The following is a 26,535-nucleotide window of genomic DNA, read 5'->3' as shown; positions in this document are numbered from 1 at the left end:
GGTAAAAGGTTAACCACTATCAGAGAACGGTCCGGTTTGAGTTTCATCTGAATTCAAACCGGACCGTTCGAACACGATTCACCATCCCACGTGACTTTTTAAATAGGGTGTGTTGAGAATTTCGATTTCGACGTTCGGCGACGATGGGACTATTTTGATGAATTGTCAACACACCCTAATGAGTTAATGCAAGGTTAACATAATTGCAGCAGCAACCATTGCTGCTGCAGGAATGGTCAATAACCAGGACAGAAATATTCTGCGTAACATCTTCCAATGAGTGCCATAAAATCCACTAACTAAACCTACACCAGCTATCGCTCCAGTAACAGTATGTGTTGTTGAGACTGGAACACCACATTCGGTAGCCGCAAAGATAGTAAAGGCGGCGCCAGTTTCCGCAGCGCAGCCTTTTAGAGTATTCAATTTGGTTATTTTATTTCCCATGGTATTAATGATCCGCCACCCACCAGCCAGGGTACCAAGACTGATTACCAGATGACAGGAAACGACCACCCAGAATGGTACATAGAATTCTCCACTGATCCACGAGGCAGAAAAGAGAAGAATGGCGATAATACCCATTGTTTTCTGGGCATCATTTCCACCATGGGTCAGGCTGAGTAATGCTGAGGAAAATAATTGAAATCCTTTAAATAATTTATCAAGTTGCTCTTCACTTTTATGTTTGAGCCGGGTAGTTAGAAAATGAGTGATGAGAAATCCGATGAGTAAGCCCAGTACGGGAGATATAAAAATACCCGCAGCTACCTTGGCAAATCCAGCTAATTTTAGTGATGTATAACCACCCTTGGCGAGAGCTGCTCCAGCCAATCCGCCGATAAGGGCATGAGAGGAGCTTGAAGGTAAACCGTAATACCAGGTCACCAGGTTCCAGAATATCGCCCCTATCAGAGCGGCCAGAATAAATTGTGGATTAACCAGTGCGGTGTCAATCAGACCGCTTCCTATCGTTTTTGCGACAGTAAGATTAAAAATGAGGAAGGCTATAAAATTGAAAAAGGCTGCCCATAAAACGGCCTGCCTCGGTGTCAATACTCCAGTGGTCACTATAGTCGCTATGGAGTTGGCTGCATCATGAAATCCATTGATAAAATCAAAAACAAAGGCTATGAAAATAACGAACAGAATAAATAAAGTATTATAGTCCATATCTAACATTTCCTTGTTTAAAAATAGTAACTACTCTTGGTCATTATTTTTGATACGAAACTCATTAATTGTTTTACTGGATAGGGAAGCTCTGCTGCCCCAGCTTCAATGGCCATAGCGGCATGATGTTCTTCATCTGTTTGCATCTGTTCAAGTATTAATCTGGATTTTTCATCTTCGGCAGGTAAGCCTTGCACATGTTTTTTTAAATGGGCGGTTACCTGACGCTCCGTTTCAGCAACAAATCCCAGACTGATTTTATCTCCTGCAATTCCAGCAAGCGCGCCCAGGAAAATTGAACCGCAATACCAGAACGGATTCAGTATACTGGGTTTTGACCCCAATTCCGACAAGCGCTCTTCACACCAGGCCAGATGATCTGTTTCTTCAATCGCGGCTTGAGTCATTTGTTCTTTAACATGTGCTAATTGGGCTGTTAATGCTTGTCCTTGATATAAGGCCTGCGCGCATACTTCACCGGAATGGTTTACTCGCATTAAACCTGCAACATGTTTTTTATCATGAGAAGAGAGACGTGCGTCGTCAATTTGTGCTGCCGGTGACTGACGAGAAGATACTCTCTTCGATGGAGGAAGTAATGTGCGAAGGGCGGTGTCTACTTCCGCTATCAGATGATCAAGAAAATGGGGTGTTCTCATAGAAACTTTAGAAAGGATTCCAATGCCCTATGTTAACTTGATTAATATAGACTTTGAAGTCATTAACGGACTTAATTTTACCTCGATAATGTTGAAATAAAGTTATAAGATGAAATAAATCAGTATCTTAACAAGGGATTGACGTGAGTAAGAAAAATAATTTTTTAATTTACGGATCTTATGGTTATACCGGAACATTAATTGCTGAATTAAGCGTGAAACAAGGGCTGAATCCCGTGTTGGGTGGAAGAAATAAAGAACAACTGATTCGTCAGTCCAAAGCATTAAATCTGGATTATAGAGTTTTTGATCTTGAGGACCAGGAACAAGCTAAAAATATTTTAAAAGAATTTACAGCAGTTTTACATTGTGCCGGCCCTTTTATCCATACATATAAAAAAATGGTTCAAGCCTGTCTTGCGGCACGAACTCACTATGTCGATATAACGGGTGAAGTACAGGTTATTGAACAATTAATGACTTTGAATGAACAGGCTAAATCCGCAGGGATTATGATATTACCTGGCGCGGGATTTGATGTGGTTCCCAGTGATTGCCTGGCTCAGCATTTGAAAAGTAAATTACCCGATGCAATTGAGTTAACTATTGCCATAGGATTTTTACAAAAGGGAATGAAAGCGGGTTCGAGTGTTTCTCGTGGAACGGCCAGAACGATGATGACAGGGATTTCTGAAGGAACGCTTATCCGAGATAATGGTCATTTAAATCGTCATTCCAGGAACTGGAAGACGCGAACCTTTGATTTTGGCATTCAAAAATTGTTAACGTGCAGTACCATTTCATGGGGTGATTTAGCTTCTGCCTGGTGGAGTACTGGAATACCTCATATAGAAACCTATATGGCATTACCTAAAAAAATGATTCAATTTAACAAATGGATTAATCCAGTTAAATCGATATTTAAATGGACTCCTATTAAACATCTTATTGAATATAAAATCAGACAATTACCGGAGGGACCATCCAGTGCCGAACGGCAAAATTCGCTTTCTAAAATATACGGTGAAGTGATCAATCGGGAGGGGATTAAAAAAGCTGCCTTGATGACTACACCCAATGGTTATGAGTTGACGTCAATAATCTCATTAGTCATTATGAGGAACATTTTAGCAGGGAATGCTCCAGTTGGTTTTCAAACGCCATCAACTGCTTATACGGAACATCTCATCATGGAAGTTCCTGAAGTTACCCTGAGTGATCTTGCTTGATGAAATTATCCAACCCTCACTGCCATTAAGTTAAGGATGAGTAGCCTGTATTAGCAGAGCGTAATACAGGATCGAATTGGGAACACACTTCATGGTTTCCCCGTATTACGCTTCGCTAATACGGGCTACGAAAATAGCCAATCTACAATAAATAGTGCTTCACTTAATGGCAGTGACTCCAATACTCTGGTGCTGTATCCAGAGAGGGCCCAAGGCCTCTAAAGAATTTACAGATCTACCGTTGTCAGTATTTTTGAAACAAGGGTATTTCTTTCCTGATGAGACAGTCCTTGTTCTGATGAATAATTAAGGCTTTGATAATACAGTCGATGTCTGAATTGTGCGGTCTTGAATGTGGAATATTTCTCAGGATGCTCGTGTGCTTCTGTTTGATTATTGTCCAGGCGCTCGATTTCGGTAGAGTTGATAGCCGCGACCAAAGTATTTTTAATGCTGTTTATACATAAAGTAATTATCTCGGTTATCGCTTTTAATCCAAAACTGTTTTTAATCGCAAAGCCAATTATCTCTATTAGAGTCGCAAGAGCGCTCAGAGTATATTTTAGTGAGTTATAGCCAAATTCCCCAAGTACTTCATTGATTCGTCGTCCCAGATCCTGAATTCCGGTGCCAATAAAACTTAAAGTCGCGCCGCCAATATACCCTAAATTTCCCAGAAAGCTGATGATTTCTCTGATAAGACAGAATAAAGCGTCTACCAGCCCTATCAAAACGCCATTTAACAATGAATGTTGATGAATCTGGTACTCGCGTCCTTGTTTTTTTAATAAGTCGCGTAACATGAATTTTAATTCAGATGGGCTATTGGACTGAATGAGAAATTCATAGTGTGCTTCAATTTTGTCCAGAATGAGGTGATACTTGATATCCCTGCTCAATGTGGAATTATTTACAATGTAATTGATTTCATTGCGAATGTTTATAACAAGTGAGGATAGGGAGCGGTTAGAGTCAAAATTCAGTTCTGACTTTTCCCGTTGATAACGAAAACAGAGCCGATAAACTTCCAATTCAAGTTGTGGCAGTTTATTCATTGCTTGTGCGCGCTGTTTCACCAAATCAGGTACCAGCTGTGGAGCAATTTGCTGGATGCTGGAACAAGGCTCTAAATAATAGATTCCGCGAGGATTGCCCAGAGAAATACCCTTATCAGTAGAAGCTACACCTCGTGTACCCAGTCGTTTGAATAAATCGGGATCCTCCAGTCTGAGGTGTTCAAGTTCTGCTATGACATCCTGGTCGTTACTGGCGCTGTCGTGGGGAAATCGTTCATCAAACTGATTTTTTTCAAATAAATAATTAAACGTTCTGGGATAGGATATTTTAAATAGTTCTCGTTCTATTTGATTCGTAAAAAATTGGAAATTTTTTACATAATATTTTAAATGGTTATTTAACGTTCTTGCTATCCTGGGTAAAGGTATTCCATCATGAATTTTAAACTCTTGGCCTGAAATTAAATAATGTTCTCTTTCTTTATGATGAAGTGAACATAATTTTAATAGATTTTTGGCATCAGGGTGTTCAGGAAGCTCCATAACACCCTGTTCAAGATGATGAGCTATTATTGGCGGTGCTTGGTTATTTTTGAATTGCGTACCATTATGGTTTAAGAAAAAATGCAATATATACCAGGATAATTTTGCGCCACTCTGCATCTTCTCATTTTTTATTTTAGTATTATCCGAATGATTCCCGTACATAGGGATCATGGATACTTTCGTTTGTTCTGGCGACATAATAATGGTGCGTGTGATGTCCTGAGGTTTGAAATCACGCCGCATCTCATCCATTTGCAGTAAGGCGATATAATTTTTTACATTGTCTGGAATGGTTCGAGCAAGTTTTTCACTTTTATCGCTCATCCCTGCTACCGGATCAATAGCAAATAGGTTTAATTTTAATGCCTTCAATTGGGCCAGTAATTTGCTTTGCTGTGCATTTAAAGGTTTTGCTCGATGTTCCAGATAGGATTCGAATTGTTTTAGACGGTTTGCAATATGGATGCAGGTGATGGATCCACGGCTAAATCCGGTTAAATTTACCGAGTTATCCAGGCTGTTTTGAGCACTTAACCATTTTACGATTCGACGAGCCGCGTTTTTGGCATTACCCTTAACTTCTCTTCCAAGCCAATCTGGGCCTTCGATAATGAAGTGATCGCTACTACAGGCTGTAGAAAATTGGGAGATTATATTTTTTGTTTTATTACTTTGTTCCCCAGTACCAAATGCAAATACAGTAAGTGCCGCCATTAATAGCTCAGTAAAATAATCGAATGAATTTCTATATTAAGACAGGAAAATTATGATTTGCAATGCAGCGAGAGATCCCGAATTTGTTTCTAACTCTTTGATTATCAAGCATTAAAATTAAAAAACACTTTGTATTTGTTTTATTAATCAATAGCATCAATTTCAGGGCGTGTTGGCACTCGTTGGATGACGGGTCAATACGCCCTGATGTTCGTTTAATTCTTCCTGGTCACCAATCTGAAAAGACGCATAATTGTCCAATATGTACTATAATTTTCATGAAAAACAAAAGAAGGGAGAGTACTCATGTTTTGGAATCATCAAAAAGGAAATCCAGAGGATATAGAACAGATTCATCAATATTATATGGATATCATGAATTGTATCCCTGATCTTGTTTACTGGGTTGATGTGGATTGTAATTTACTGGGCTGCAATAATCGATTTGTTCAATTTTTAGGCTTGAATGAACTTCGTGATTTTAAAGGAACCCCCTATTTGCAAATGAAAAAATTTGCTCATTGGAGTGAGGAATGTGTTGAGGCGTTAAAATTAGAAGATATGAATGCCATATTTACCGGTGAATCTCAGTATAATGTTGAGGAAAAACCAATACTTAATGACAAGCAAAAGCATTTTTATTTTAAAACCAATCGCGTTCCTATGTTTGATGAGAATAAAAATGTAGTTGGATTGGTGGTTGTACTAACGGATATCAGTGCATCTAAAATTCAGGAGCAAAATACCAAATCCAAAAAACTTCCAAAATCAGAACAGGTGTCAAAAGTAACCTCTTTGCCTAATGTATTAATGATAGAGGACAATTTAATTGCCCAGAATGTTGAGAAGGCTCTTTTAACAGCTTTGAATTGTCAGGTCGATATTGCTGATACAGGGGATAAGGCTTTAAAGCTGTTTGATCCAGGTAAATATGATTTGGTATTAATGGATATTGGTTTGGAAGATACTTCGGGGTATGTAGTTGCCAAGCAATTACGTAATATGGAAAAAGATACGAAGCATCATGTTCCCATTATTGCTTTAACAGGATATGAAGCTGATGTCGTGAAATATGATTGTGAGCAGTATTTCATGGAAGGAGCAATCACGAAGCCATTAACCAGTGAACAGGCCGAACAAATAATTAATCATTACGTATATCATATGGATGTTCCTGTTCGTGGATTAAAAAGTACTTAATGATAGCATGAGGTTCAGGATAAAAATGAACTGGATTTAGCGTTCTATAATTGCGGCTACGCCCATGCCTCCTGCGGTACATACACTGATCAAGACCCGGCCGCTACCTTTTTGGGCAAGCATTTTGGCAGCAGATCCTACCAATCGACCGCCAGTAGCGGCAAATGGGTGACCCAGAGCAAGACTTCCACCTTTTACATTCATTTGTTTTAAATTAATACTTCCCAAAGGAGATTTTCGTCCTAAAACATTTTTGCAATACGCGTCTGATTCCCAAGCCTTTAAAGTACAAAGTACCTGGCCAGCAAAAGCTTCGTGAATTTCATAAAAATCAAAATCTTGCAAACGGAGATTATTTCGTTCTAACAAGCGGTTTACTGCTATGGTGGGAGCCATTAACAAACCTGCTCCATGTACAAAATCAACAGCGGCGACTTCACAGTCTACGAAATAAGCCAGTACTTCCAATTGACGGGATTTTGCCCATTCAGGTGAACTTAAAAGAACTACAGAGGCTCCATCGGTCAGAGGAGTTGAGTTTCCTGCTGTAAGACTTCCTTTATCTGAGTGATCAAAAGCAGGCTTTAAATTCGCCAGTTTTTGCAATGTGGTGTCTTGACGTGTAATGGTATCGCGACTTAACCCATTGAAATTGGTGATTAAATCATCAAAAAATCCTTCATCATAAGCGTGCGCGGCATTCTGATGCGAACGAAGTGCCAGTTCATCCTGTGCTTCACGAGTAATATTCCATTCTTTAACCATGAGTTCACAATGATCTCCCATAGACAAACCGGTACGTGGTTCTCGTACTTCAGGTAATTGAGGTTTTAACATACCTGGCCTGAATGTTTTGAGAACCGAGAGTTTTTCTGTAACACTTTTAGCTTGTTTCAATTTAATTAAAAAATGAGTCAGTTTTCTCTGACCAATTAAGGGAATGTCTGAATTGGTATCTGTGCCGCCTCCTATGCCTGCACTGATTTGGCCACTGGCGATTTTTAATCCAATTAAGTTCACTGCTTCCAATCCAGTTCCACAGGCTCGTTGTATGGTTAATCCTGGGGTCTCTGGTGATAACTCACTTCCTAATACCGTTTCGCGCGCAAGGTTCCAGTCAAAGGGATGATTGATGACGGCGCCCGCGATCACATCACCTAATAATTGGCCTTGAATGTGTGTCTTTTGTATTAAATCGGCTAAGGCAGCCCCCAGTAAATCCTGATTTGATTTGCCCAGATAGTGTGTATGGGATTTAACAAAAGGAGTTCTGGAACTATTCAGTATGGCCACTTTTTTCTTAAAACTCATGATAACTCCCTCTGCTAAATACATTATTAAGCATATACCAAAAATGATAATCCGCTCTACTTTTACTGTAGAATTCGCGGAATGGTGATTGAAAATAAAACGCTTTGATTTTGATTAATGTCAAATAAGCGCCTAATATTAATGTATGATATTTGACCATTGTGGGTGTAAGTTCATGATGGATAAAAAAAGAAAAACCCTACTCTCTATTCGTTCAAGTCATCCAAAGAATCAGGAAGATTACTTAAGTACCTATAAATTTGAACGTGAGCTTATTAGTCAATTGATCGAGAATAGCCATGATGAACTGTCGTTACCTGATTTTGCAGGACAGGTTTTAAAAGTGTTTATTCAACATCCCTTATTAAAAGATAAAATAATCGTACTCTGGCAATATGATGTGCATCAATCCATTCGTCATCTTGCGTCGCAAGGTTTAAATTTTGATATTCAAAAGGAACTGCGACAGGCTTCAAACAAATTGGCAGCCAGCTCTCTTTTACAAATCAAAACAGTCAGACTTAGAACTCAACGGTCGGAAAATTTAAAGAAGCGCATTGATATTTGTCTTGAAAAAACACAACAAACGTTCATTTGTATCAGTATATGGCTTGATTCGACAGTACCCTTTTTAGCATTAATGACTCCTTTTCTTAACGATTTTTTAGGGATTTGCGCGCTTACTTTTTCGAAAATACTAGTTAAAAACAGAGAAAAATTATTGAATACCATTCTTGAAAAAGCAGGTGATATTATTGAAATTACTAATGAAGAAGCCGTCATTGAATACGTCAATCCTGCGTTTGAAAAAATTACCCTCTACAATGCTTCTGAGGCTCTTAATAAGACAGTCGCTTCATTATTGCGTTCTCCTATAGAAGATATCACTTTATTTGAGCAGATAAAGACCCAGTTAGAAGCTGGAGCCATTTGGAAAGGACAAATTCAATCCAGGAAAAAAGACGGTACCGATTGGATTGCTAAAACGACCATAGTGCCCGTAGTTAATGAAGTGGGCAAAGTCACCCAGCATATTGCAATTAAACAAGATATCACCGATCAAATAAAACAGATTAATCAGTTGACAATAAGTGAGGAACGGTACAGAAATCTGATGAACGCCGCTTCTGATGCTATTTTCATTCATGATTTAAGCGGTCATTTTTTAGAAACTAACCACGCAGCATGTCAGTCATTAGGTTATTCGCGGGAAGAGATTTGTAATTTATATGTTTGGGATATAGAAGTCGGCGTGACTTATGACGTATTGAGTCAAATGTGGAAGGATCTGCAGGACGGTCCAATTACTCTTGAAGGACGTCACAAAAGAAAAGATGGAACTTCTTTTCCTGTTGAGGTGCGTCTGAGTATTTTTAATGTCACCGGCGAAAAATTGGTATTGGCTATAGTTAGAGACATTACTGATCGGAAATGCTCAGAAAATACGATAAGAAAATTAACACGTGCCCTGGAGCAAAGTCCTGTATTAGTCATGATTACTGATAAATCAGGAGTTATTGAATACGTTAATGCAAAAGTACTCGAACAGACGGGTTATTGTGCGGATGAACTTTTGGGGCAAAGTTCAAGAATACTTCAGTCGGGTAAAACCCCTGTGGAAATCTATGAGTCGATGTGGAATCAGTTAATTAAAGATGAAGAGTGGCGAGGTGAACTGCTCAATAAAAATAAAAAAGGAGAGGATTTTTGGGTATCTGCAATAATATCCCCTCTTCGTAATGATGATGAAGTGACAACGCATTATCTCGCAGTTATGGAAGATGTGTCACAGAAGAAAAGTTATGAGGAATTGCTCAAACATCAGGCAACCTACGATCATTTAACTAATTTACCTAATCGTGCCTATGGTGTAAATAAATTAGAGCGCGCCATTTCCAAAGCTTATGCGAGTAGAAAAAAACTGGCAGTTCTATTTTTGGACCTTGATGATTTTAAACAAATAAATGATTCTATGGGGCATGCAGCTGGAGACCTGTTACTAAAAGACTTATCAACGCGATATCTCTCTGTTATTAGACAGACAGATACTATTGCTCGTTTGGGTGGTGATGAGTTTATGCTGATTCTGGAAAATGTAAATCACATATCTGATGCGGAGCGTATTGCCATAAAATGTCAGGAAATTTGTTTGCGGCCTTTTAAAATTGAATCCCGGGATCTGGTTATTTCATCCAGTATTGGCATTGCCATTTATCCTGATCAGGGAATTGACGCAAAAACCTTAATGCGTAATGCAGATACTGCGATGTATCAAAGCAAAATGAAGGGTAAGAATAACTGGACTGTCTTTGCTAGCGCCATGACGGATATGGCAACACATTCTATTCGTATCAAGGCAGAACTGCCTCAGGTACTGGCTCGTAACGAGTTATATATTTGCTATCAACCAATCATTGATATTAAAGTGAATAAAGTTATAGCGGCTGAAGCTTTATTAAGATGGGATAGTCTGTCATTAGGACAGATTACCCCAGAACAAATAATTCCTATAGCGGAAGAGACGGGCCTGATCATTCCATTAGGCTATTGGATATTAAAAAATGTATGTGCTCAGATTAAAGAGTGGCAATTAATAACCGGTAAATCAATAAAAATCGCGGTTAATATTTCTACTCTTCAATTAAAACAAATCGATTTTATAGAGCAACTCAAATTGATATTGAACGAGGCTGAAGTAAATCCCGAATCCCTGATTTTTGAAATTACAGAGTCGGCCTTTAATGATGACTCCAAATTAATTTGGTCTCAACTAAATCAGTTAAACAGGATGAATATTCATTGTTCATTAGATGACTTTGGTATGAGTTATTCATCACTGAATTACATCTGTTCTTATCCCGTTAAAAGTTTAAAAATTGACCGCGTTTTTATTCAGAGTCTCAACACCAATAATAATGATTTAAATCTGGTGAGCAGTATTATTGCTCTGTCCAGAAAATTAAAATTGATGGTTATTGCTGAAGGGATAGAAACAGAGGAACAATTGGATTTAATTCGTTCGCTTAATTGTGATTTGGTACAAGGCTGGTATTTCTCAAAAGAGATGACCAGTGATAAATTTTTGTCGTATTTAATCGATGAATAATCTAGTCGCTCTAATTAACTGACGGCATTTACTCTTTATCAGTTAACAATAAAATCACTATGATTTAATTGAGCTCTCTTCTCATGTTATACTTTGAACAGTTGTATTCCCACTCATTCGTAGGTCAGTGATTTGGGGCTGTTAACATTTCTACCGTCTTGGTTTAAACAGGTCGATTTTCTGTAATCCGGTACTCGCATTCTGAGTATGAATGGCGTTCCGGGGATCAAAAATCAATCCGTTATTCTTCTCGTTAGTACGATGTCAACGAACAGTGATCTGGCTAGGTTTTTTAAGGAATTTGTTGATGTATTCTCTAGATTGGCCACGTATCCATGGTATTCCAAAATCTACAGCCAGTTTTAAATTGGCTCCTGAAGATTTTCAGGTTAATGAATATTTTGATGGGCAATTTAGTGGAGAAGGTGAACATATTCTGATCCGAATTGAAAAAAGAGGATTAACTACTGAGGAGGTAGTTAAATCACTGGCGCGATTGATTAATAAGCCAATAAAACTCATCAGCTATGCTGGTTTAAAAGACCGCCAGGCTTTAGCAACTCAATGGCTAAGTATCCATGCTCCTGGGGAAGAGATTGCAGGTATTGAAACACTAGAAGCACCGGGATGGCGGGTTTTAGAATGCACTCGCCATAATAAAAAGCTAAGGCCGGGGTTTTTAACGGGCAATCATTTTATAATGAGATTGAGGGACGTTTCCAATGAACAGGAATTAGCGGAGCGAGTGGAACGTATTAAACTAACAGGTGTTCCTAATTATTTTGGGGAGCAACGGTTTGGTCGTGAAGGTGGAAACTTGATAAAAGCAGAAGAAATGCTGGTACAGGGACGAAAAGTCAAGGACCGATTTTTAAAAGGTATTTACTGTTCTGCTGCACGTTCATGGCTTTATAATTTAGTATTGTCCCGGCGAGTATTCGATTTAACCTGGAATGTACCTCAGCCAGGGGATGTGATTCAGCTTAGAGGTTCAAACAGTATTTTTGTTATTGATGACGTTGATGAGAATTTATTAAATCGTATTAAGGAACGGGATATTTCCCCCGCAAGCCCGTTGCCTGGCAAAGGGAAAAATCTGGTGAAGGGTAGGGCTTTGGAATTAATTAATGAAGTCTATTCTGAGTGGAGTTCCTGGTTGGCTGGATTGGAGAGGAATGGCCTGGAAGAAGCCTGGCGCTCTAACATTCTTCATCTGGATCAATGCAATTATTCAATTCATGATTCGGTTGCTGAATTATCGTTTACTTTACCAGCAGGTGCATATGCTACCTGTGTATTGCGTGAGCTGGTGTTGTATTGATCAGAACAATGGCGATCTGTACGTTCATAACGAAATATCGACTCCACCAATAAAGCTGTAATTAGTTTTTGCTGAGATTCCATGATAATACTCCATCAGCGGTAAGTTTGCCCCAAAATAAATGGATACAGCTGAACCGAAATTTGCCCGAAGACCGGGAGTTAAAAATATGCTGCTGCTACTGCTATTGGGCTCACTTATCCCATCTATTATGGTGTCATAATTATATTCACCATTTATCTCCAGTATCCCATCCAGTTGAAATGGTTTGTTTTTATTTGGATTATCATATAAATCAATAACCGCAGCAAAGTTATAATTGACGATGGAGCCTAAAGTCGTATTTTGCGAGCCTTCGGTGTATTGAGTATAAATTAAATTAGAACTCAACAGGAACCTATCCCATTTTTTGGTAAAAATAAGCCCCGCAAATGGTGACCAGGCACCGCTTCCGGGCTGGTCTGAGGCTGCGAAAAATACCCCTTCATTATCTAATACAGAGGTTTTTCCTGTTGGGGCATTAATACCTGTAAGTAATGCCATAGAAATTGGGGATTTATCTTCTTCGACTAATTTCCATACAGAGAACAGATTAGTATCACTGACTCCAGAGATATTACCTAATTGGGATACCATAGATGACTCATCTAAACTAGCTGCTCGAAGATTGGAAGAATAGACATAGGGTAAAATGGCACCTACAGTAATATTGTTTGTAAGACCATAGTTTATCATTAAATAATTAATGAAATAGGCGTTTTGACTTTCAGCTTCCGGATTTTGCATTAATTCCAAATCAGAAAACGGTTTGTAGGAAAAATATTCCGCTCGTTGGCTAACACCCCAGCCACCTTTATCAGAAGTATCCGTAGTAGCTGTAGTTATAGGGGTTCCCAAACCAGTCGAGTAATTAATTGTTGGTTGACTTTTATTTGCATAAATACTGGGGAGGTAACCCAAGTATAGACTTATTATCAGAATAACGCATTTTTTCATAACAGTTACGTAATAAAAACTTACATCTTAACTCAATTATTAAGTCTTAGCTAATGAACTGGGTAATTTATGGATAAGAATTTGATGATGCAATCAGGCCCTCAGTTTTTCTGCATGAAATCGCAAATGGTCTTCCATAAAAGTGGCTATGAAATAATAATTATGTCCATAATGTTCATGCATTCTTAGTTTTAAAGGAACATTGCTCTGCTGACATGCGGCAACAAAATATTCGGGTTTTAACTGTTCGAGGAGATACGGATCCGCTCTTCCTTGATCAATCAGAAGTTCACCATGCGGCCAGTGATGCGTTTTGACCAATTCACAGGCATCGTATTGTTGCCAGGATTGTTGATTATCTCCGAGATACCCCTCAAACGCATTGATTCCCCAAGGTGTTTTCGTGGGCGCGCATATCGGAGAAAAAGCAGAAAGACTACGAAATTTGGCGGAATTTTTAAGACCAATAGTTAATGCGCCGTGGCCACCCATCGAGTGACCAAATATACCGCAACGACGGTCATCTACTGGAAAATTAATGCTGATAAGATGTGGTAATTCATTGCTGACATAGCTGTACATTCGATAATGCATGCTCCAGGGTAATTCGGTAGCATCAAGGTAAAAACCAGCCCCCTCGCCAAATTGTTCGCGTCCATCTGGATCTTTTAGATTAAGTCCGCGAGGACTTGTATCGGGTGTAACAATAGCCAGACCAAGCAAAGAGGCCATGCGTTGTGCGCCGGCCTTGGTAATAAAATTCTGCTCGGTACAGGTTAAGCCAGATAACCAATAAAGCACGGGTACCTTTTGGTGTTTTGCTTCAGGTGGAAGAAAGATTGCAAACTTCATAGTGCAGTTTGTCGTTTCAGACCAATGAGAATAGACTTCTTGGGATCCATTAAAACATTGATGTTGTTCCATTAACTGAATAGACATAGGCGAACTCCCTTGGAGCAATAAATTAATAGTTAAGTACGGTGCGAATGGTTAACCCTCTTCGCATTATTTCGAAGGCTTCATTGATTTGATCAAAGGGTAATTCATGGGTAATCAGATCATCAATATTAATTCGTCCTTCCATATACCAATCAACTATTTTAGGTACATCCGTACGTCCACGTGCTCCTCCAAATGCGGAACCCTGCCACACTCTTCCTGTAACTAATTGGAAGGGGCGAGTCGATATTTCGTGACCGCCAGGCGCCACGCCAATAATAGTCGATACTCCCCAACCTTTATGGCAGCACTCTAACGCCTGGCGCATGACGTCTACGTTTCCAATACACTCGAAGGTATAATCAGCACCACCCTGAGTTAATTCAACCAAGTGACCAACTAAATCCCCTCGTACGTCGTTTGGATTGACAAAATCAGTCATACCCAGCTGGGTTGCAAGCGCTTCGCGATCCGTATTTATATCAACTCCAATAATCTGTCGTGCACCCACCATGCGTGCGCCCTGGATGACATTAAGTCCTATGCCGCCTAAGCCAAAGACTATTACTCGACTGCCAGCCTCAACTTTTGCATTAAATAACACCGCTCCAAGGCCTGTAGTGACACCACAACCGATGTAGCATACTTTATTAAACGGTGCGTCGTTACGAATTTTTGCCAGGGCAATTTCTGGTAAAACGGTATAATTGGAAAAGGTTGATGTTCCCATATAATGATGAATGGGTTTACCATTCAAACTGAATCGAGAGGTTCCATCTGGCATGACCCCCCGGCCCTGAGTGCTGCGAATGGCCTGGCATAAATTGGTTTTTTGGGATAGACAATATTCGCATTGACGGCATTCAGGTGTATATAGAGGTATGACATGATCGCCTGGTTTCAATCCGGTTACATTTTTTCCTGTTTCAACCACCACGCCCGCACCTTCATGGCCTAGAATTGCAGGAAAGAGTCCTTCAGGATCCTGTCCTGACAAAGTATAGCTGTCGGTATGGCAAATACCGGTTGCTTTGATTTCTACTAAAACCTCATTATCCTTTGGCCCTTCCAAATCAACCATTTCTATTACAAGTGGTTCACCTGGTGCAAATGCTATTGCTGCTTTTACTCGCATTATCCCTTCCTTTATTGAATGTGTTACACGTTGATATTGATTTTTTGGTTACTTTAATGCAGATCATAAAAAAAATCATTTAAAATCATGTGTTGTAAGAGGAAGAGAGGAGCCGAAACGAGTGTATCGGCTCAACAACAGGACTTACGTAAAACGCCCAATCTCTTCGTTAAAAGGAATTTTTAATTCCGTCATTTAGTGTATCTAAACTCCTTCATTAAAAATTCCTTTAGCCTCGACCTTGGGGTTTTTCGTAAATCCTGCATTTGTTTATCGGGTCAGTGATAATCCACAACAAGTTTCCGTAGTTGTGTTGAGGCTGTCGACAACTGTAGACGCGGCACGAGTTACCAGATAAAGAGGATTTAGCACCACAGCTAAGACAGATGATATCAATGCCAATGCTGTCATACCAGTTGATACAAAAGTATGCGTTGCCGCCAGTTTGAAGGTTTCACTGGTTGCTTTGCTTAAGTCAGATGTAGGAGCAATGATGACTAAAGCCAGAGCACAAGGGGCTAAAATAATGGATACAGCAAGGGACAATAAAGCTTTTAATAAAAAACTCAAGGTATGAATGCCAAGCCAAAGTGGTTTTTCAATCGGTCGAACCGCTAAGGTTGCAAACTCATCTATAGACCGAATGCGGCTAAAATAACTCTTTTGAGGAACGGGGATAGCATCCGAATATTTATTCCTTAAAGAATGGTATTCATCCCAAGTTGAATTTAATTGTGAAAAAAATGAGGGCCCGGCCATTGATTACTCCATTATTTGTATATGAATTTGCAGAATAGTAAAAAAAAGCGCAGTAATTGTAAATATAAATCACATGCCCCATCAAATTGGGTTTAAAAGCCCAGAAGAAATTTCGTTCATCATTTGGTTGAAAAATGATCGTAAAATTCTAAATTTGAACTAAAATTAAGAGGAGCAGACACTTGAAATAGGGAATATTTAGAACTTTTGAACCGAAGTTCCATTGGCAGAGGATTAACGGAGAAGAATAAAATGAAGTGGTGGCTATCTATTTGCTCCTTATTTTTTATGTGTTATGTCACATCTATTAATGCATCATTGGTCATAGGCATCCCCTATTTTAAACCGCCTTATGTAATCAATCAGTTTGAGGGTTTTGACGTGGATTTAATGCAGACTATTTGTAAACGGTTGAATGAGACCTGTATTTTTAAACCAATGGAATTTAAAAAATTAGATACTGCATTAAATGAAGGAACCATTGATCTGGCGATGGGCGCTATCGCTATATCGGAAAAAAGACAGATGAATTATGCGTTCACCCTTCCTTACAAAATAAGTAAAAGCCAGTTTCTTGTATTAAAAACCAGTAATTTAAATTCGATTAGTGATTTGAAAGGTAGAAGTGTTGGCGCAACCAATTCTTCTGATCTTCAGGATTTTCAGACGGATAATCCTGAGCTCAAAATTCAAGTGGAGTTATATGAAGATCCTCTTCCGCTAATTTCTGCTTTAAGTAAGCATCAGCTCGATGCCATATTAATGGATTCGGAGGAATTTAATTACTGGTTACACCAAACCGACATTCCTTTATCCAAATTGGATGAGCCGTTTGCTGTGGGCGAGGGTTTGGGAATTATGTCGTTGCCAAAGAACATGGTGTTAATACAATCCATAAATAAAGTATTAATGCAATTAGAGAACGATGGAAGCTATAAGAATATTTATGAAGATTATTTTAGTGATTGAAACAAGTGATGTAATCCGATCCGTTGGCGATACGTCCTGTTTTTGAAACACCTGAAACAGGTATCTAAAAACAGGACGAGATCGAATTTTATAAAGTTTTATTGGCTTGTGAGGTTGAGTTAGCCAGTATCCATTGTTCCATTTCCTGTATTACTTCATTTTGATTGTAACGTGACGTTTTATGTGCGGTCACTACTCCCTTTTGTGCCAGGGCGTCGGCAAGATACGAGGTAAATGAATGGTGATGATAAGCTCTGGATGAATTGCTCATAAAATCTTTTAAAACCTTTACGGTTTCTTGTACTGACATGTTATCCGAGTTTATGGAGTTATATAATGCGTTAGCGGTGGCTAGACCTTTGGCTCCGTGACGTAAAAAACTAAATAACCCATCGCCTTGACCTCTGTTTAACTGCGCACTTCCTTTATTTCCACCCGTATGGTATGCAGTGTAATCTTGTACTGCTTTGAATACGGCTTCCTGAAGTTCTTTGGCAGTTAGTTGACTATTGGCTTCAACTGGTGTCGTTGCATTATTTGTTTGAGGCTGTATCGTGTTGGTAGTTAGCTTACTTTGTAGATGAGCTGGTATCACTCTTGGCACTTTATCTCGAATCATTTCCTGAAGTTCTTTTAGAGAAGGCAGGTTTTTTGTTACTGTTTTTTCAGACTCTACTGGCGTTGATCCGTTGGTCTGTTCAGGTACAGTAGGGATGCTAGTTCGTTGATCTTTGGATTCAGAGGTAAATACAGGAGTTGATTGCGGTTCGGCTATTGGCGCTACTTCATCATCTGCTTTAAGTGACGTTTTTGCTCGTGCTCTGCTTGGCAATCTACGATTTTTAAATAAGGGACGCTCCTTAGTAAGCGAATCTAAAATAGGTGTTACTCTCTGTGGCGCGAGCTTTTGATCCGTTGATTCTTTTTGATCATTCGTTTGAGAGGATGATATGGCTAGAAACGTTCCTGTGGATTTGAAGTACTGGTATTTAGATTCAGAATCAATATTAGCCCAGGCATTCTTGAGATCTGCAACCGGAATTAAAGTGGCTGGCTGTGGACCAAATGGATTGACAGCGCCCATTCTTTTTAGTTTTTCAAGTTTTTCTTGCTGTTCTTTTAATGTCAAATATCTTTTTTGAATGTCTTCAAATGTATCCGCTTCAGTTGTTTTAAGCAGTGCCAGTAACTCTTGAGTAGTTTTCATGTAAACTCCAGTTTATTTACCCCGAATCGTTCTGTGCAAATTATAGTCATAAATCCTTAAGGAAATATTAAGAGTACAGCATGTCAGGCCTGTTCCCAAGGTATCCTCACGAATTGTTAAGGAGGATATAAAAAGCGAGGAACGCTCAGAGTTTTCTCTGATCGACTTAGAATAGATTCCCTCTATTGTGCATGAAGAAAAAATAAATACTGTTACCCTTTTTATCTTTATTAGTCTATACATATTTTGATGAAAGGGGGCTTTATAAATCTGTTTCCTTAAAATTGAGAATTAAAATAATTCATATCACTTTGGAGAAGGAATACCATGACACAATCAATTCCAGCCGGATTTCATACCGTTACGCCAAGTTTTATCTTTAAAGATACAACAAGAGCGATCGATTTTTATAAAAAAGCATTTAATGCTGAATTAATTGATTTATTTCCAAAATTAAACGGCACGGGAGTGATGCACGCCACAATGAAAATAGGAAATTCTCTCATCATGATGGGGGATGAGATGGATGGGAACGACAATTGTTCCAAAAGCGCTGAGAGTGTGGGCAGTTCACCTATTAGCTTTTTTTTATATGTTGCTCATGTTGATGAGGCATTTGCTCAGGCTGTAAGCGCTGGTGGTAAAGTCACTATGCCTGTTGCTGACATGTTTTGGGGCGACCGTGTTGGTCAGATAAAGGATCCCTTTGGTTATTCCTGGATGATTGCAACCCACACAAAGGATTTGACCCAAGAGCAGATTAAAAAGCAAGCCGAGGAGTTTTTTGCGTCCATGAGCAAAAAATAAAGATTTGTACTCTTTGATGCATTTGCTTAAAGGAGAATTCGTATGGATTTAAAAGAACATAATGAACGGCAAATGTTTGTTAATTTGCCAGTAAAAAATCTGGATGAAACCATTAAATTTTTTACTACCCTGGGCTTTAAATTTAATCCCCATTTTACTAATGACAATGCTACTTGCATGATTATCGGTACTAATAATTTTGTGATGTTATTAGTGGAGCCTATGTTTCAAGGTTTCATACCACATCATGAACTGATTGACTCGTTTAAAAGTAAAGAAGTAGTGGTTGCCTTGACCCTCGAAAGCCGAAAAGCCGTAGACGCGATGCTAAAAAAAGCAGTAATCGCCGGTGGAAAGGAATACCGCCCGGCTGAAGATCATGGATGGATGTATGGCCGAGCATTTCAGGATATTAATGGTCATGTTTGGGAGCCGTTTTTTATTGACAGGAATGCCATGTCAGAACATTTGGACAATAAAAAAGATTGACGCCAATTACGTCCAATGTTCATTCTATTATGGGGCAATTTATTAATTGCCCTTATTCTTGGCAGTTTAAAGTTTGGAATTTTTATTGAAGCAGGCAGGATGACGATGCAAAAAGATGTATTCAGTGTGTACAGTGAGAAATGTCCATCGCGTAATGTACTTGAGGCGATAAGTGATAAATGGTCTATTTTAATTATTAATATTTTATCCATGAAAATATGTCGATTTGGAGAACTAAGACGGGAAGTGGGGGGTATTTCCCCAAAAATGTTAATGCAAACACTGCAAAAACTGGAACGTTATGGTTTTGTGGATCGTAAATCTTATCCCGTATTACCTATGAAAGTGGAGTATTCATTAACTGTCCTGGGGATGAAGCTAAGTGTCATTCTTGGCCAGCTTACATTATGGACTGAGATGAATATGAGCAGTATCTCGCAGGCGGAGAGGAGTTTCATCAGTAAATTGGAACATGAGCAAAAAGTGTAGGATTCAGACGATTCAGTAAGTGGCCAGTAGCAACTGTCTTGAATGAAAATTCAAGACAGTAAACGTAGCCTGTATTAGACGAAGTCGTAATACAGGGGGCTACTACTCGATTATCATCAATTTTACTACTTTAAATTAATGTATATAGTCTAATACCTATATCAAATTCACAAAAACAGAGAATTTATGAAGAGCTTGATCCTGTATTACGACTTGGTCTAATACAGGCTACTTGCTGATTAGTAACCCTCATCCCCAACCCTTCTCCCTTAAAAAGGGAGAAGGGAGCGGTTGGGTATAAGCCGGGTAGACTGGTAACGCTCAAATAGTTGCTACTCCTGTTTATCAAATAGCATTAATTTTTTTGACGCTATGCCCAATGCCCGATGTTCCATTTCAAACCTTATTGAGATCTTGCTAGAATTGCCTTCTCCATCAGGGAGAAGGTGCCGACAGGCGGATGAGGGGATCTTAAAACGATTAAAATTATTTTGTCCTGTAATCCGAGGTCTTAAGGATTGAACCATTTTATTAATGTGGATTCGCCTAAATGATCATAGATGTAGGATAGGTAACGTGAAAGTTCGAGTTCATAATCTTCCAGGATTACATCATCCTGATTATCCATTGGCTCATGATGGAAAAAGGATCCATCAAGATAATCCTGACAAAATCTATGGTAATCACGGGTAAAGAGCAAAAATGTGTGCCACATATTGTCGATATCATCCATTTCCGCATGGATGACACAATTGAAATTATATGATGATTGGTGAGGATAATCAGTTCTATCCGATTGGTGTTTATGGCATAGCCAGATAAACTTCATTAATTCAGTTAATGCGTCATCAGCATCCATTTTAGATTGAGGAAAATCGCGGTTATAACGGGCAATCAGTCTATCATTTTTATAGTTGAGCAAGTTATTTAAATCAGGAATCATGGTATCTCTATCTGGTGACTCGTGTACAGGCATAAAGAATCTCAGTCTGGATGGTTAATCCCTACTGAGATTTGAATAAATCAGAATTAGTGAACGCAGGTTCCTGGACCACAAAAACCGTGTTCTATTTTTAGTAATTTTTGTTGAATAATTTTTGTGATAATCGCATTTTTCATCATACACTCTCCATAGTTTTAAGAACGGTTGACTGTAATTTAACGCAGGAGATTCTGTCAATTAGTTACTTTTGAGTAACTATATTGAATGAGGGACTGAGAATAGTCAGGATAAATCATGAGCATTAGAAATTGGACTGAATATTATAAAAGGACTGAAAAAAAATCGGTTCCACGTAAAACTTTATTAAAGGCGATTGAATTATGTGAGCTGGAGCAGGCCGATGTTCCAAAATTAGCGATTGATTTAGGTTGTGGCTCAGGTGTTGATACTGTAGCGCTGCTGCGTTCTGGATGGTTTGTATTGGCAATTGATGCTCAAGAGTCAGCCATTAATTCCTTATTAACAACAATTCCTCAGTCCTATTCAGGCCAGTTAACGTCACAGGTTGCATCGTTTGAAACTTTATCTCACTTGCCTCCTGCGTATTTGATCAATGCCAGTTTTAGTCTTCCCTTTTTACCACCCAATAATTTTTATCACTTTTGGCACCTTATTTTAAATTCATTGCATCCTGGAGGACGATTTGCAGGAACTTTTTTTGGGATAAGGGATGGTTGGCGCACGAGGAGTGATATGACTTTTTTATCTCAAGACGCGCTAAATGCCTTATTTTTAACTTTTGAAATTGAATTTTTTGAAGAAGAGGAGTTGGCGCATCCCGATGCAATGGGGTATGAAAAATATTGGCATAAATACTTTATCGTGGCGAAAAAGACAGGTTGAATAGTCAATTCTGCCACGAATCAGCTGTGACGTAATTAACTCTTCTTAACAAACTGTGATTTTAGTTTCATTGGCCCTATCCCATCAATTTTACAATCGATATCATGATCGCCTTCAACAAGTCGGATGTTTTTCACCTTCGTTCCCACTTTTACAACCAGCGAAGAACCTTTGACTTTCAAGTCTTTAATGACCGTAACTGAATCGCCATCCTGAAGGGTATTGCCGTTAGCGTCTTTTATAACGCGAGTTTGTTCCTGATTGACTTCCTGACTGTCTTTGGCCCATTCATGCATGCATTCTGGACAAATATATAAGGCGCCGTCTTCGTAGGTATATTCAGAATTACATTTAGGGCAATTGGGTAATTGATTCATAGTTGATTCCTGCATTAATTAAATAAAGTGAACAGGACTTATGAAAAAGCCCAATCTTCTGAAAAGAAGGGATTTTTAATTCAGGCATTGAGTCGATTTAAACCAGCTAAAATGTCATTTGCCTTGATCTTGGATTTTTTTATAAGTCCACAGGTTGAATGATAACGCATTTAATAGGACGAGGCATAATTATGCCCATTCAAGCCATTGTTGGATGAATTGGTCGTACCAATTTGAGTCAATATAATCATCATTGATACGACATTCTAGTCAGGGTTTGTTAATGAGGATGAAACGTTTCATCAACATGATGAGCAGATTGATTCCCGGTAGTGTTTCCCTTAGAAGGATTATCAACCACGAGCACTCCCGGAAAGTTGGTCACAGGTAATTCACTTTGCGGAACAGGCGACTTTCCACCTAAAATACTTAATGCAGTGATACTGCTGTCTTTATTGGCAGAGTGTTCAGCATTGAGTTTTGATCCTTCAGTTGGTTTGGGCTGTCTGGCTATATCAATGATTAATCCAACGACTCCTGTTATAAGCGCTGTGTGAGCACCAAGTACAGCTCCAAGTGCCATAGCTCCAAATAGACCTAAACCGAAAGGAGTAAACACTCCACTGGCAACCAGGGCAAAACCTACTATAAATCCAAGAGTAAAACCTAATCCAACGGATTTGCCCATTAGTTTTGCTGGTCGAGTATTTGATGGCAGTGATGAGGTGTTTTGTGTTTCTGTGTTAACTGGTTTAAGCGGTTTTAAGATTGAGCCGTTATCCGTAACATCATGAGCAATGGATTTTGGCTCAGTTAAAGTTGAATCCTGCACAACAGTTGCATCGTTTTGTAGTGCGGATTTAGATTGTTCTGAGTTCAATTGTATTGCTGATGTTCCGATGTTTAACGTTCTAGTAAGCGTTAAGTCCTCATTTGTTGGTCGCGTAACAGGTACAAAAGAAGAGGGTTCGGTGTTCAGGGAATCATCATTTTCAATGTTGAGATCTACTATAGGGGCAGCAGGTCTTATAATGTCTAATCTGACCTCCTCTAAATAGGTTTCCCAATCAAATGTTCCTGGTTTATTTGTAAACCCTTTAATTTGATCATCGCGATAAGTATTGATTTTAGCTGCAGTAATCATTGCAGAGTAATCGGCACTAAAATCATCAAGAATATACAGAAATGACGGCTGTTGATTTCCTTTAGTGCGCTGTTGAAGATCCTTATTAACATCTAGAAACTTATTGCCACTTTGCAAAATGTTTAATTTATTGATTTCCATATCAGAAAATCCCTGATATTTAAATAGAGCCTTTATGTACTCCGCGCGATTTTTTGTAACGATATTGATACTGACCTCGTCATTATTTAATAATCCATGAAAAAATTGTATAGCCGAGGGCGCCATAAGCATGTCTGCATCAGGCTTACTGAAATCAAATTGGTCGTTATAAATTCCAAATTTTTCTTGGAATAGTTGTTGAACGTCCGCTTCGGATTTCATCGGTGTGTGTTTGTAGTCCTGAACTTTACCTGCTTCATAACCTATTAAAAGCGATTGATAGAAGGGTGTAAATACAGCTTTATTTCCTTCTCTACTGGTTACAGTTCCATCAAAATCTGTATAGATTACTACTTTGGTCATTATCGTTTATTCCAAAAAATTTAAAAATAGAGCGAATAGTGTATAAAAATTATCTTAAGGAATTATTAAGGCAGGATTAATTCGGTTCATTTTGATCTTTTAATGAACCGAATTTACCTGTGCCAGTTAGGACTATGATTGCTTTGCCGGGATGAAATAAATTTATTTCAGACCCAGTTCTGCAACAAATGCCAATCCCAGTTTAGAGAAATTAACCAAATGCTCCAAATTAATGATGTCCAGTTTATCTTCAGAAGTGTGTATATAGGGATTATCATCATCGAGGGTTGTAGCCGATGGATAGCAGGCACTAAATCCTTCTCGGGTCCAATTGACGTGATCGCTGCAGGCATATCCACAACGAGTGTAAGCAACTGGAATTTTGACGTACTGAGTTAACAATTGAGCAGTAAATTTGGTTAGATCCGAATCAACATAATCCTTTAGTAGCCATATCGTACTGTCTTTGGGATTTGCCCTGAATCCAGCCTGATCTAACTGCATCACCGCTTTAACTGGAATATTCTTATTCAAAAAATGGTTCACGACATAACCAGAACCGACCAGACCGCGTTCTTCTGCTGCATAGGCAATGATGTACACTGGATGATCGAGTTGAATCTCTGATGCTAACAATACTCTGGCAATTTCAAGCGCGACAGATATGCCGCTGGAATCGTCATCCGCTCCGGGCATGGTTCCATCTAAAGTATCAATGTGTGCGCCAATGACTATAGCTTCGGTCGATTTATCTTTACCAATTACGGTTACCGTAGAAGGTTGAGGGTATTTTTTCCCTGTTGTAACAAAGTAACTGTCAACATCAGTATGCCCATATTCCTGAGCCAGTGTATCGAATTGTTGTTTAAACCAATGCGCTGCAGCTATACCGGTATCTGTTTTCGCTGAACGATTAAGATAACTGGTCAGATGCTGATTGGTTTGCCAAATCTTGCCAGGATCAATCAGCTTATATAATTGCTGAACTTGTTTTTCATGATTAATTGGATAGGATTTATTGGAGTATAACTCTTTATTTTGGGTGAAATGCTGTATTAATTGCTCTGAACCGAGTGTTGGATGAGGATTATTGGAGTAATAGGCATCCAGGTTAAGAAATTTCCCGCAATTTAATCTATTCTCATGTAAAGTGTTTAATACCTCGTTATCCAGCTCGGTTTCAATCAAACTGAATTGAGCCGTTTGATGAATTAGCCTGACTTTCTCTTTGAGTTTATTAACCATACAGTTAGCAACAATTAATCGATCTTTATTAACTGCTGTTTGAGTCATTCCAGGTGAGCTTACTGACCCGAATAGTACTGCTGCTGATAGAATACTGTAGCGAAATAACATAACCCAAACTCCATTTATTAAAATTGACGCACTATATATCAAACAAATAACAAACAATAAAGTTACCGCTATGATTAATATAAATATAAATTGTGATTTTGAGGTGTAATTTCAGGAATTTCGCCAGCGAAGGAACCGGCATTGATTGTTCCTCAATGCCTCTGAATAGTTTAATTAACCAGTGAATAGCCTGATTGTCTGGCTTCGTTAACTCGAATATCACGTGATTCAATTTCTTTTTTGGAAAAGAAGAGTCCGGCTTTATTGGTTATCCCTCCGGCAATTGCGGTTGCAAACCAGGGAAAATTGGTTTTATTATGGGATTTAAAGAATAATCCCCCACCATAAGTAGCATTAATTGTTGCCAAAGCTTCTACTTTTTCTTCAACTGAAATATTAATATTTACAATAGGCAAGTCTACAGTTGCATTTTGATCCAACTGGAATTCAACGGGTATCAAACTGGATTCCACTGGTCCTGTATAGTGACTGGTATTGATTTGATTGTTGCTGGTGGATGGGTAGGTAAATTGCATGGATGAACCAATCAGGCCGGTGTATTGAATGATGAGTCCGGTTACCGTGCAAGACATCATGGCATAAGACAGGGAATCACAAAATGATCCGCCAGACCGATATAAATGCTCTTTAGCGGATGGGTTACTGCACTCAACTCCATAGTGTTCTTTTAGGGCTCGGCGATCTATGCGGCCTTGTTGCCATAATTTTAAATTAGCACTCAAAACGTTCAATACCGTGCCTGATCCAACAAAAACCAGGCTGCCAAGCTGAACGGTACTCGGTTGAATGTAATCTTGAAGTTTATAGGTTATTCCATCATTTCTTGCGAGGTTATGTTGGAAGGGTATTGAGCCACTGATGCTGTAATTTAACTCTATGGCATCAATGCCTACATTAACTGTACCCATTGTATTAGCTGAACCCGAGTACGATGCTGTCAACGTTTCATCTAGTGCATAAGAAACGGGGAGAAGCGCGCCACCGACCATGCAGGCGATTGAGCCAACTCCATTGAGGGTATAAACGGCAGTATCAATTACCGTATCAACGGCATATTCGTATGCCGTCCAAAACATATCAGTCCATTTCATTTTATACTTCTTTATCCTCATTTTAAAAAACTAAAACTCACCACACTGGATAATGAAGAGTCAAAGTGCCCGAATATAAGAGTATCATAAGTTAAAACAAAATTTGAACTGTTTTTAAAAAATTAAAGCGA

The 26,535-nt window shown here is 38.9% G+C and carries 23 protein-coding genes; 9 read left to right on the top strand and 14 right to left on the bottom strand.

Annotated features, from left to right (window positions below; translation table 11 throughout):
• Positions 1-183: 183 nt before the first annotated feature.
• Complete coding sequence (locus IZU94_RS16515; RefSeq protein WP_203113206.1) at positions 184-1,173, bottom strand: inorganic phosphate transporter; 990 nt, start codon at positions 1,171-1,173, stop codon at positions 184-186.
• Between the two features lie 17 nt (positions 1,174-1,190).
• Complete coding sequence (gene coq7, locus IZU94_RS16510) at positions 1,191-1,832, bottom strand: 2-polyprenyl-3-methyl-6-methoxy-1,4-benzoquinone monooxygenase (RefSeq protein WP_203113204.1); 642 nt, start codon at positions 1,830-1,832, stop codon at positions 1,191-1,193.
• A 143-nt stretch (positions 1,833-1,975) separates the two neighbouring features.
• Here coq7 and IZU94_RS16505 point away from each other — a divergent pair, with 143 nt between their 5' ends.
• Entirely contained in the window at positions 1,976-3,061 is a 1,086-nt protein-coding gene (locus IZU94_RS16505) for a saccharopine dehydrogenase family protein (protein ID WP_203113202.1), read from the top strand.
• Positions 3,062-3,288: 227 nt separating this feature from the next.
• Here IZU94_RS16505 and IZU94_RS16500 read toward each other — a convergent pair whose 3' ends face one another.
• On the bottom strand, positions 3,289-5,337 hold the full coding sequence (locus IZU94_RS16500; RefSeq protein WP_203113200.1) for a DUF5621 domain-containing protein: 2,049 nt from the start codon (positions 5,335-5,337) through the stop codon (positions 3,289-3,291).
• A 306-nt stretch (positions 5,338-5,643) separates the two neighbouring features.
• Between IZU94_RS16500 and IZU94_RS16495 the strand changes: the two genes are divergently transcribed.
• Positions 5,644-6,537, top strand: coding sequence for a response regulator (locus IZU94_RS16495; RefSeq protein ID WP_203113197.1), 894 nt, complete (start codon positions 5,644-5,646; stop codon positions 6,535-6,537).
• 36 nt (positions 6,538-6,573) lie between these two features.
• Here the strand turns inward: IZU94_RS16495 and IZU94_RS16490 are convergent, their stop codons facing one another.
• Positions 6,574-7,848 (bottom strand): acetyl-CoA C-acetyltransferase, encoded by a 1,275-nt coding sequence (locus IZU94_RS16490; protein ID WP_203113194.1) that lies wholly within the window; start codon positions 7,846-7,848, stop codon positions 6,574-6,576.
• A gap of 175 nt (positions 7,849-8,023) precedes the next feature.
• Here IZU94_RS16490 and IZU94_RS16485 point away from each other — a divergent pair, with 175 nt between their 5' ends.
• Both IZU94_RS16485 and truD read left to right on the top strand, forming a co-directional pair.
• Positions 8,024-10,954: a sensor domain-containing protein gene (locus IZU94_RS16485; RefSeq protein ID WP_203113191.1), complete on the top strand. Its 2,931-nt coding sequence runs from the start codon at positions 8,024-8,026 to the stop codon at positions 10,952-10,954.
• Between the two features lie 307 nt (positions 10,955-11,261).
• Positions 11,262-12,275, top strand: coding sequence for a tRNA pseudouridine(13) synthase TruD (gene truD / locus IZU94_RS16480; RefSeq protein WP_203113188.1), 1,014 nt, complete (start codon positions 11,262-11,264; stop codon positions 12,273-12,275).
• 24 nt (positions 12,276-12,299) lie between these two features.
• Here the strand turns inward: truD and IZU94_RS16475 are convergent, their stop codons facing one another.
• The 4 genes from IZU94_RS16475 to IZU94_RS16460 form a co-directional block, all read right to left on the bottom strand.
• Positions 12,300-13,271, bottom strand: a complete 972-nt coding sequence (locus tag IZU94_RS16475) for a transporter family protein (protein WP_238400558.1) — start codon at positions 13,269-13,271, stop codon at positions 12,300-12,302.
• A gap of 93 nt (positions 13,272-13,364) precedes the next feature.
• Positions 13,365-14,210 (bottom strand): S-formylglutathione hydrolase, encoded by an 846-nt coding sequence (fghA, locus tag IZU94_RS16470; protein ID WP_238400557.1) that lies wholly within the window; start codon positions 14,208-14,210, stop codon positions 13,365-13,367.
• Between the two features lie 25 nt (positions 14,211-14,235).
• Positions 14,236-15,345: an S-(hydroxymethyl)glutathione dehydrogenase/class III alcohol dehydrogenase gene (locus IZU94_RS16465; RefSeq protein ID WP_203113185.1), complete on the bottom strand. Its 1,110-nt coding sequence runs from the start codon at positions 15,343-15,345 to the stop codon at positions 14,236-14,238.
• A gap of 270 nt (positions 15,346-15,615) precedes the next feature.
• On the bottom strand, positions 15,616-16,104 hold the full coding sequence (locus tag IZU94_RS16460) for a hypothetical protein (protein ID WP_203113182.1): 489 nt from the start codon (positions 16,102-16,104) through the stop codon (positions 15,616-15,618).
• Positions 16,105-16,356: 252 nt separating this feature from the next.
• Here IZU94_RS16460 and IZU94_RS16455 point away from each other — a divergent pair, with 252 nt between their 5' ends.
• Positions 16,357-17,073, top strand: a complete 717-nt coding sequence (locus IZU94_RS16455) for a transporter substrate-binding domain-containing protein (protein ID WP_203113179.1) — start codon at positions 16,357-16,359, stop codon at positions 17,071-17,073.
• Between the two features lie 88 nt (positions 17,074-17,161).
• Here the strand turns inward: IZU94_RS16455 and IZU94_RS16450 are convergent, their stop codons facing one another.
• Positions 17,162-18,280 carry a hypothetical protein gene (locus IZU94_RS16450; RefSeq protein ID WP_203113176.1) on the bottom strand — a complete coding sequence of 373 codons (1,119 nt, stop codon included), beginning with the start codon at positions 18,278-18,280 and terminating at the stop codon, positions 17,162-17,164.
• 327 nt (positions 18,281-18,607) lie between these two features.
• Between IZU94_RS16450 and IZU94_RS16445 the strand changes: the two genes are divergently transcribed.
• From IZU94_RS16445 to IZU94_RS16435, 3 genes are all read left to right on the top strand, one after another.
• Positions 18,608-19,087 (top strand): VOC family protein, encoded by a 480-nt coding sequence (locus IZU94_RS16445; RefSeq protein WP_203113172.1) that lies wholly within the window; start codon positions 18,608-18,610, stop codon positions 19,085-19,087.
• Positions 19,088-19,129: 42 nt separating this feature from the next.
• Positions 19,130-19,576: a VOC family protein gene (locus IZU94_RS16440; protein ID WP_203113170.1), complete on the top strand. Its 447-nt coding sequence runs from the start codon at positions 19,130-19,132 to the stop codon at positions 19,574-19,576.
• A gap of 105 nt (positions 19,577-19,681) precedes the next feature.
• Positions 19,682-20,065 (top strand): winged helix-turn-helix transcriptional regulator, encoded by a 384-nt coding sequence (locus IZU94_RS16435; protein ID WP_439649239.1) that lies wholly within the window; start codon positions 19,682-19,684, stop codon positions 20,063-20,065.
• Positions 20,066-20,576: 511 nt separating this feature from the next.
• Here IZU94_RS16435 and IZU94_RS16430 read toward each other — a convergent pair.
• On the bottom strand, positions 20,577-21,041 hold the full coding sequence (locus tag IZU94_RS16430) for a glycine-rich domain-containing protein (RefSeq protein WP_238400436.1): 465 nt from the start codon (positions 21,039-21,041) through the stop codon (positions 20,577-20,579).
• 261 nt (positions 21,042-21,302) lie between these two features.
• Here IZU94_RS16430 and IZU94_RS16425 point away from each other — a divergent pair, with 261 nt between their 5' ends.
• Entirely contained in the window at positions 21,303-21,911 is a 609-nt protein-coding gene (locus IZU94_RS16425) for a class I SAM-dependent methyltransferase (RefSeq protein WP_203113168.1), read from the top strand.
• Positions 21,912-21,946: 35 nt separating this feature from the next.
• Here IZU94_RS16425 and IZU94_RS16420 read toward each other — a convergent pair whose 3' ends face one another.
• From IZU94_RS16420 to IZU94_RS16405, 4 genes are all read right to left on the bottom strand, one after another.
• Positions 21,947-22,288, bottom strand: a complete 342-nt coding sequence (locus IZU94_RS16420; protein ID WP_203113166.1) for a zinc ribbon domain-containing protein YjdM — start codon at positions 22,286-22,288, stop codon at positions 21,947-21,949.
• A gap of 280 nt (positions 22,289-22,568) precedes the next feature.
• The gene (locus IZU94_RS16415) at positions 22,569-23,936 is read right to left on the bottom strand and encodes a cation:proton antiporter (protein ID WP_203113164.1); all 1,368 of its coding nucleotides are present in this window, start codon (positions 23,934-23,936) and stop codon (positions 22,569-22,571) included.
• A 162-nt stretch (positions 23,937-24,098) separates the two neighbouring features.
• Positions 24,099-25,292 carry a M20/M25/M40 family metallo-hydrolase gene (locus tag IZU94_RS16410; RefSeq protein ID WP_203113162.1) on the bottom strand — a complete coding sequence of 398 codons (1,194 nt, stop codon included), beginning with the start codon at positions 25,290-25,292 and terminating at the stop codon, positions 24,099-24,101.
• Positions 25,293-25,462: 170 nt separating this feature from the next.
• Positions 25,463-26,404: a hypothetical protein gene (locus IZU94_RS16405; protein ID WP_203113159.1), complete on the bottom strand. Its 942-nt coding sequence runs from the start codon at positions 26,402-26,404 to the stop codon at positions 25,463-25,465.
• Positions 26,405-26,535: the final 131 nt, after the last annotated feature.

This window comes from Legionella bononiensis, from assembly GCF_016786215.1.
Taxonomy (GTDB): Bacteria; Pseudomonadota; Gammaproteobacteria; order Legionellales; family Legionellaceae; genus Legionella; species Legionella bononiensis.
The sequence above is the reverse complement of the archived record's forward strand: the minus strand, read 5'-3'. Positions and strand labels throughout refer to the sequence as shown.

Bases quoted from the DNA above. Each gene is read 5' to 3' on its own strand.
- IZU94_RS16515 (WP_203113206.1), bottom strand. From the start codon at position 1,173: ATGGACTATAATACTTTATTTATTCTGTTCGTTATTTTCATAGCCTTT.
- coq7 (WP_203113204.1), bottom strand. From the start codon at position 1,832: ATGAGAACACCCCATTTTCTTGATCATCTGATAGCGGAAGTAGACACC.
- IZU94_RS16500 (WP_203113200.1), bottom strand. From the start codon at position 5,337: ATGGCGGCACTTACTGTATTTGCATTTGGTACTGGGGAACAAAGTAAT.
- IZU94_RS16495 (WP_203113197.1), top strand. From the start codon at position 5,644: ATGTTTTGGAATCATCAAAAAGGAAATCCAGAGGATATAGAACAGATT.
- IZU94_RS16490 (WP_203113194.1), bottom strand. From the start codon at position 7,848: ATGAGTTTTAAGAAAAAAGTGGCCATACTGAATAGTTCCAGAACTCCT.
- IZU94_RS16485 (WP_203113191.1), top strand. From the start codon at position 8,024: ATGATGGATAAAAAAAGAAAAACCCTACTCTCTATTCGTTCAAGTCAT.
- truD (WP_203113188.1), top strand. From the start codon at position 11,262: ATGTATTCTCTAGATTGGCCACGTATCCATGGTATTCCAAAATCTACA.
- IZU94_RS16475 (WP_238400558.1), bottom strand. From the start codon at position 13,271: ATGAAAAAATGCGTTATTCTGATAATAAGTCTATACTTGGGTTACCTC.
- fghA (WP_238400557.1), bottom strand. From the start codon at position 14,210: ATGTCTATTCAGTTAATGGAACAACATCAATGTTTTAATGGATCCCAA.
- IZU94_RS16465 (WP_203113185.1), bottom strand. From the start codon at position 15,345: ATGCGAGTAAAAGCAGCAATAGCATTTGCACCAGGTGAACCACTTGTA.
- IZU94_RS16460 (WP_203113182.1), bottom strand. From the start codon at position 16,104: ATGGCCGGGCCCTCATTTTTTTCACAATTAAATTCAACTTGGGATGAA.
- IZU94_RS16455 (WP_203113179.1), top strand. From the start codon at position 16,357: ATGAAGTGGTGGCTATCTATTTGCTCCTTATTTTTTATGTGTTATGTC.
- IZU94_RS16450 (WP_203113176.1), bottom strand. From the start codon at position 18,280: ATGAAAACTACTCAAGAGTTACTGGCACTGCTTAAAACAACTGAAGCG.
- IZU94_RS16445 (WP_203113172.1), top strand. From the start codon at position 18,608: ATGACACAATCAATTCCAGCCGGATTTCATACCGTTACGCCAAGTTTT.
- IZU94_RS16440 (WP_203113170.1), top strand. From the start codon at position 19,130: ATGGATTTAAAAGAACATAATGAACGGCAAATGTTTGTTAATTTGCCA.
- IZU94_RS16435 (WP_439649239.1), top strand. From the start codon at position 19,682: ATGCAAAAAGATGTATTCAGTGTGTACAGTGAGAAATGTCCATCGCGT.
- IZU94_RS16430 (WP_238400436.1), bottom strand. From the start codon at position 21,041: ATGCCTGTACACGAGTCACCAGATAGAGATACCATGATTCCTGATTTA.
- IZU94_RS16425 (WP_203113168.1), top strand. From the start codon at position 21,303: ATGAGCATTAGAAATTGGACTGAATATTATAAAAGGACTGAAAAAAAA.
- IZU94_RS16420 (WP_203113166.1), bottom strand. From the start codon at position 22,288: ATGAATCAATTACCCAATTGCCCTAAATGTAATTCTGAATATACCTAC.
- IZU94_RS16415 (WP_203113164.1), bottom strand. From the start codon at position 23,936: ATGACCAAAGTAGTAATCTATACAGATTTTGATGGAACTGTAACCAGT.
- IZU94_RS16410 (WP_203113162.1), bottom strand. From the start codon at position 25,292: ATGTTATTTCGCTACAGTATTCTATCAGCAGCAGTACTATTCGGGTCA.
- IZU94_RS16405 (WP_203113159.1), bottom strand. From the start codon at position 26,404: ATGAAATGGACTGATATGTTTTGGACGGCATACGAATATGCCGTTGAT.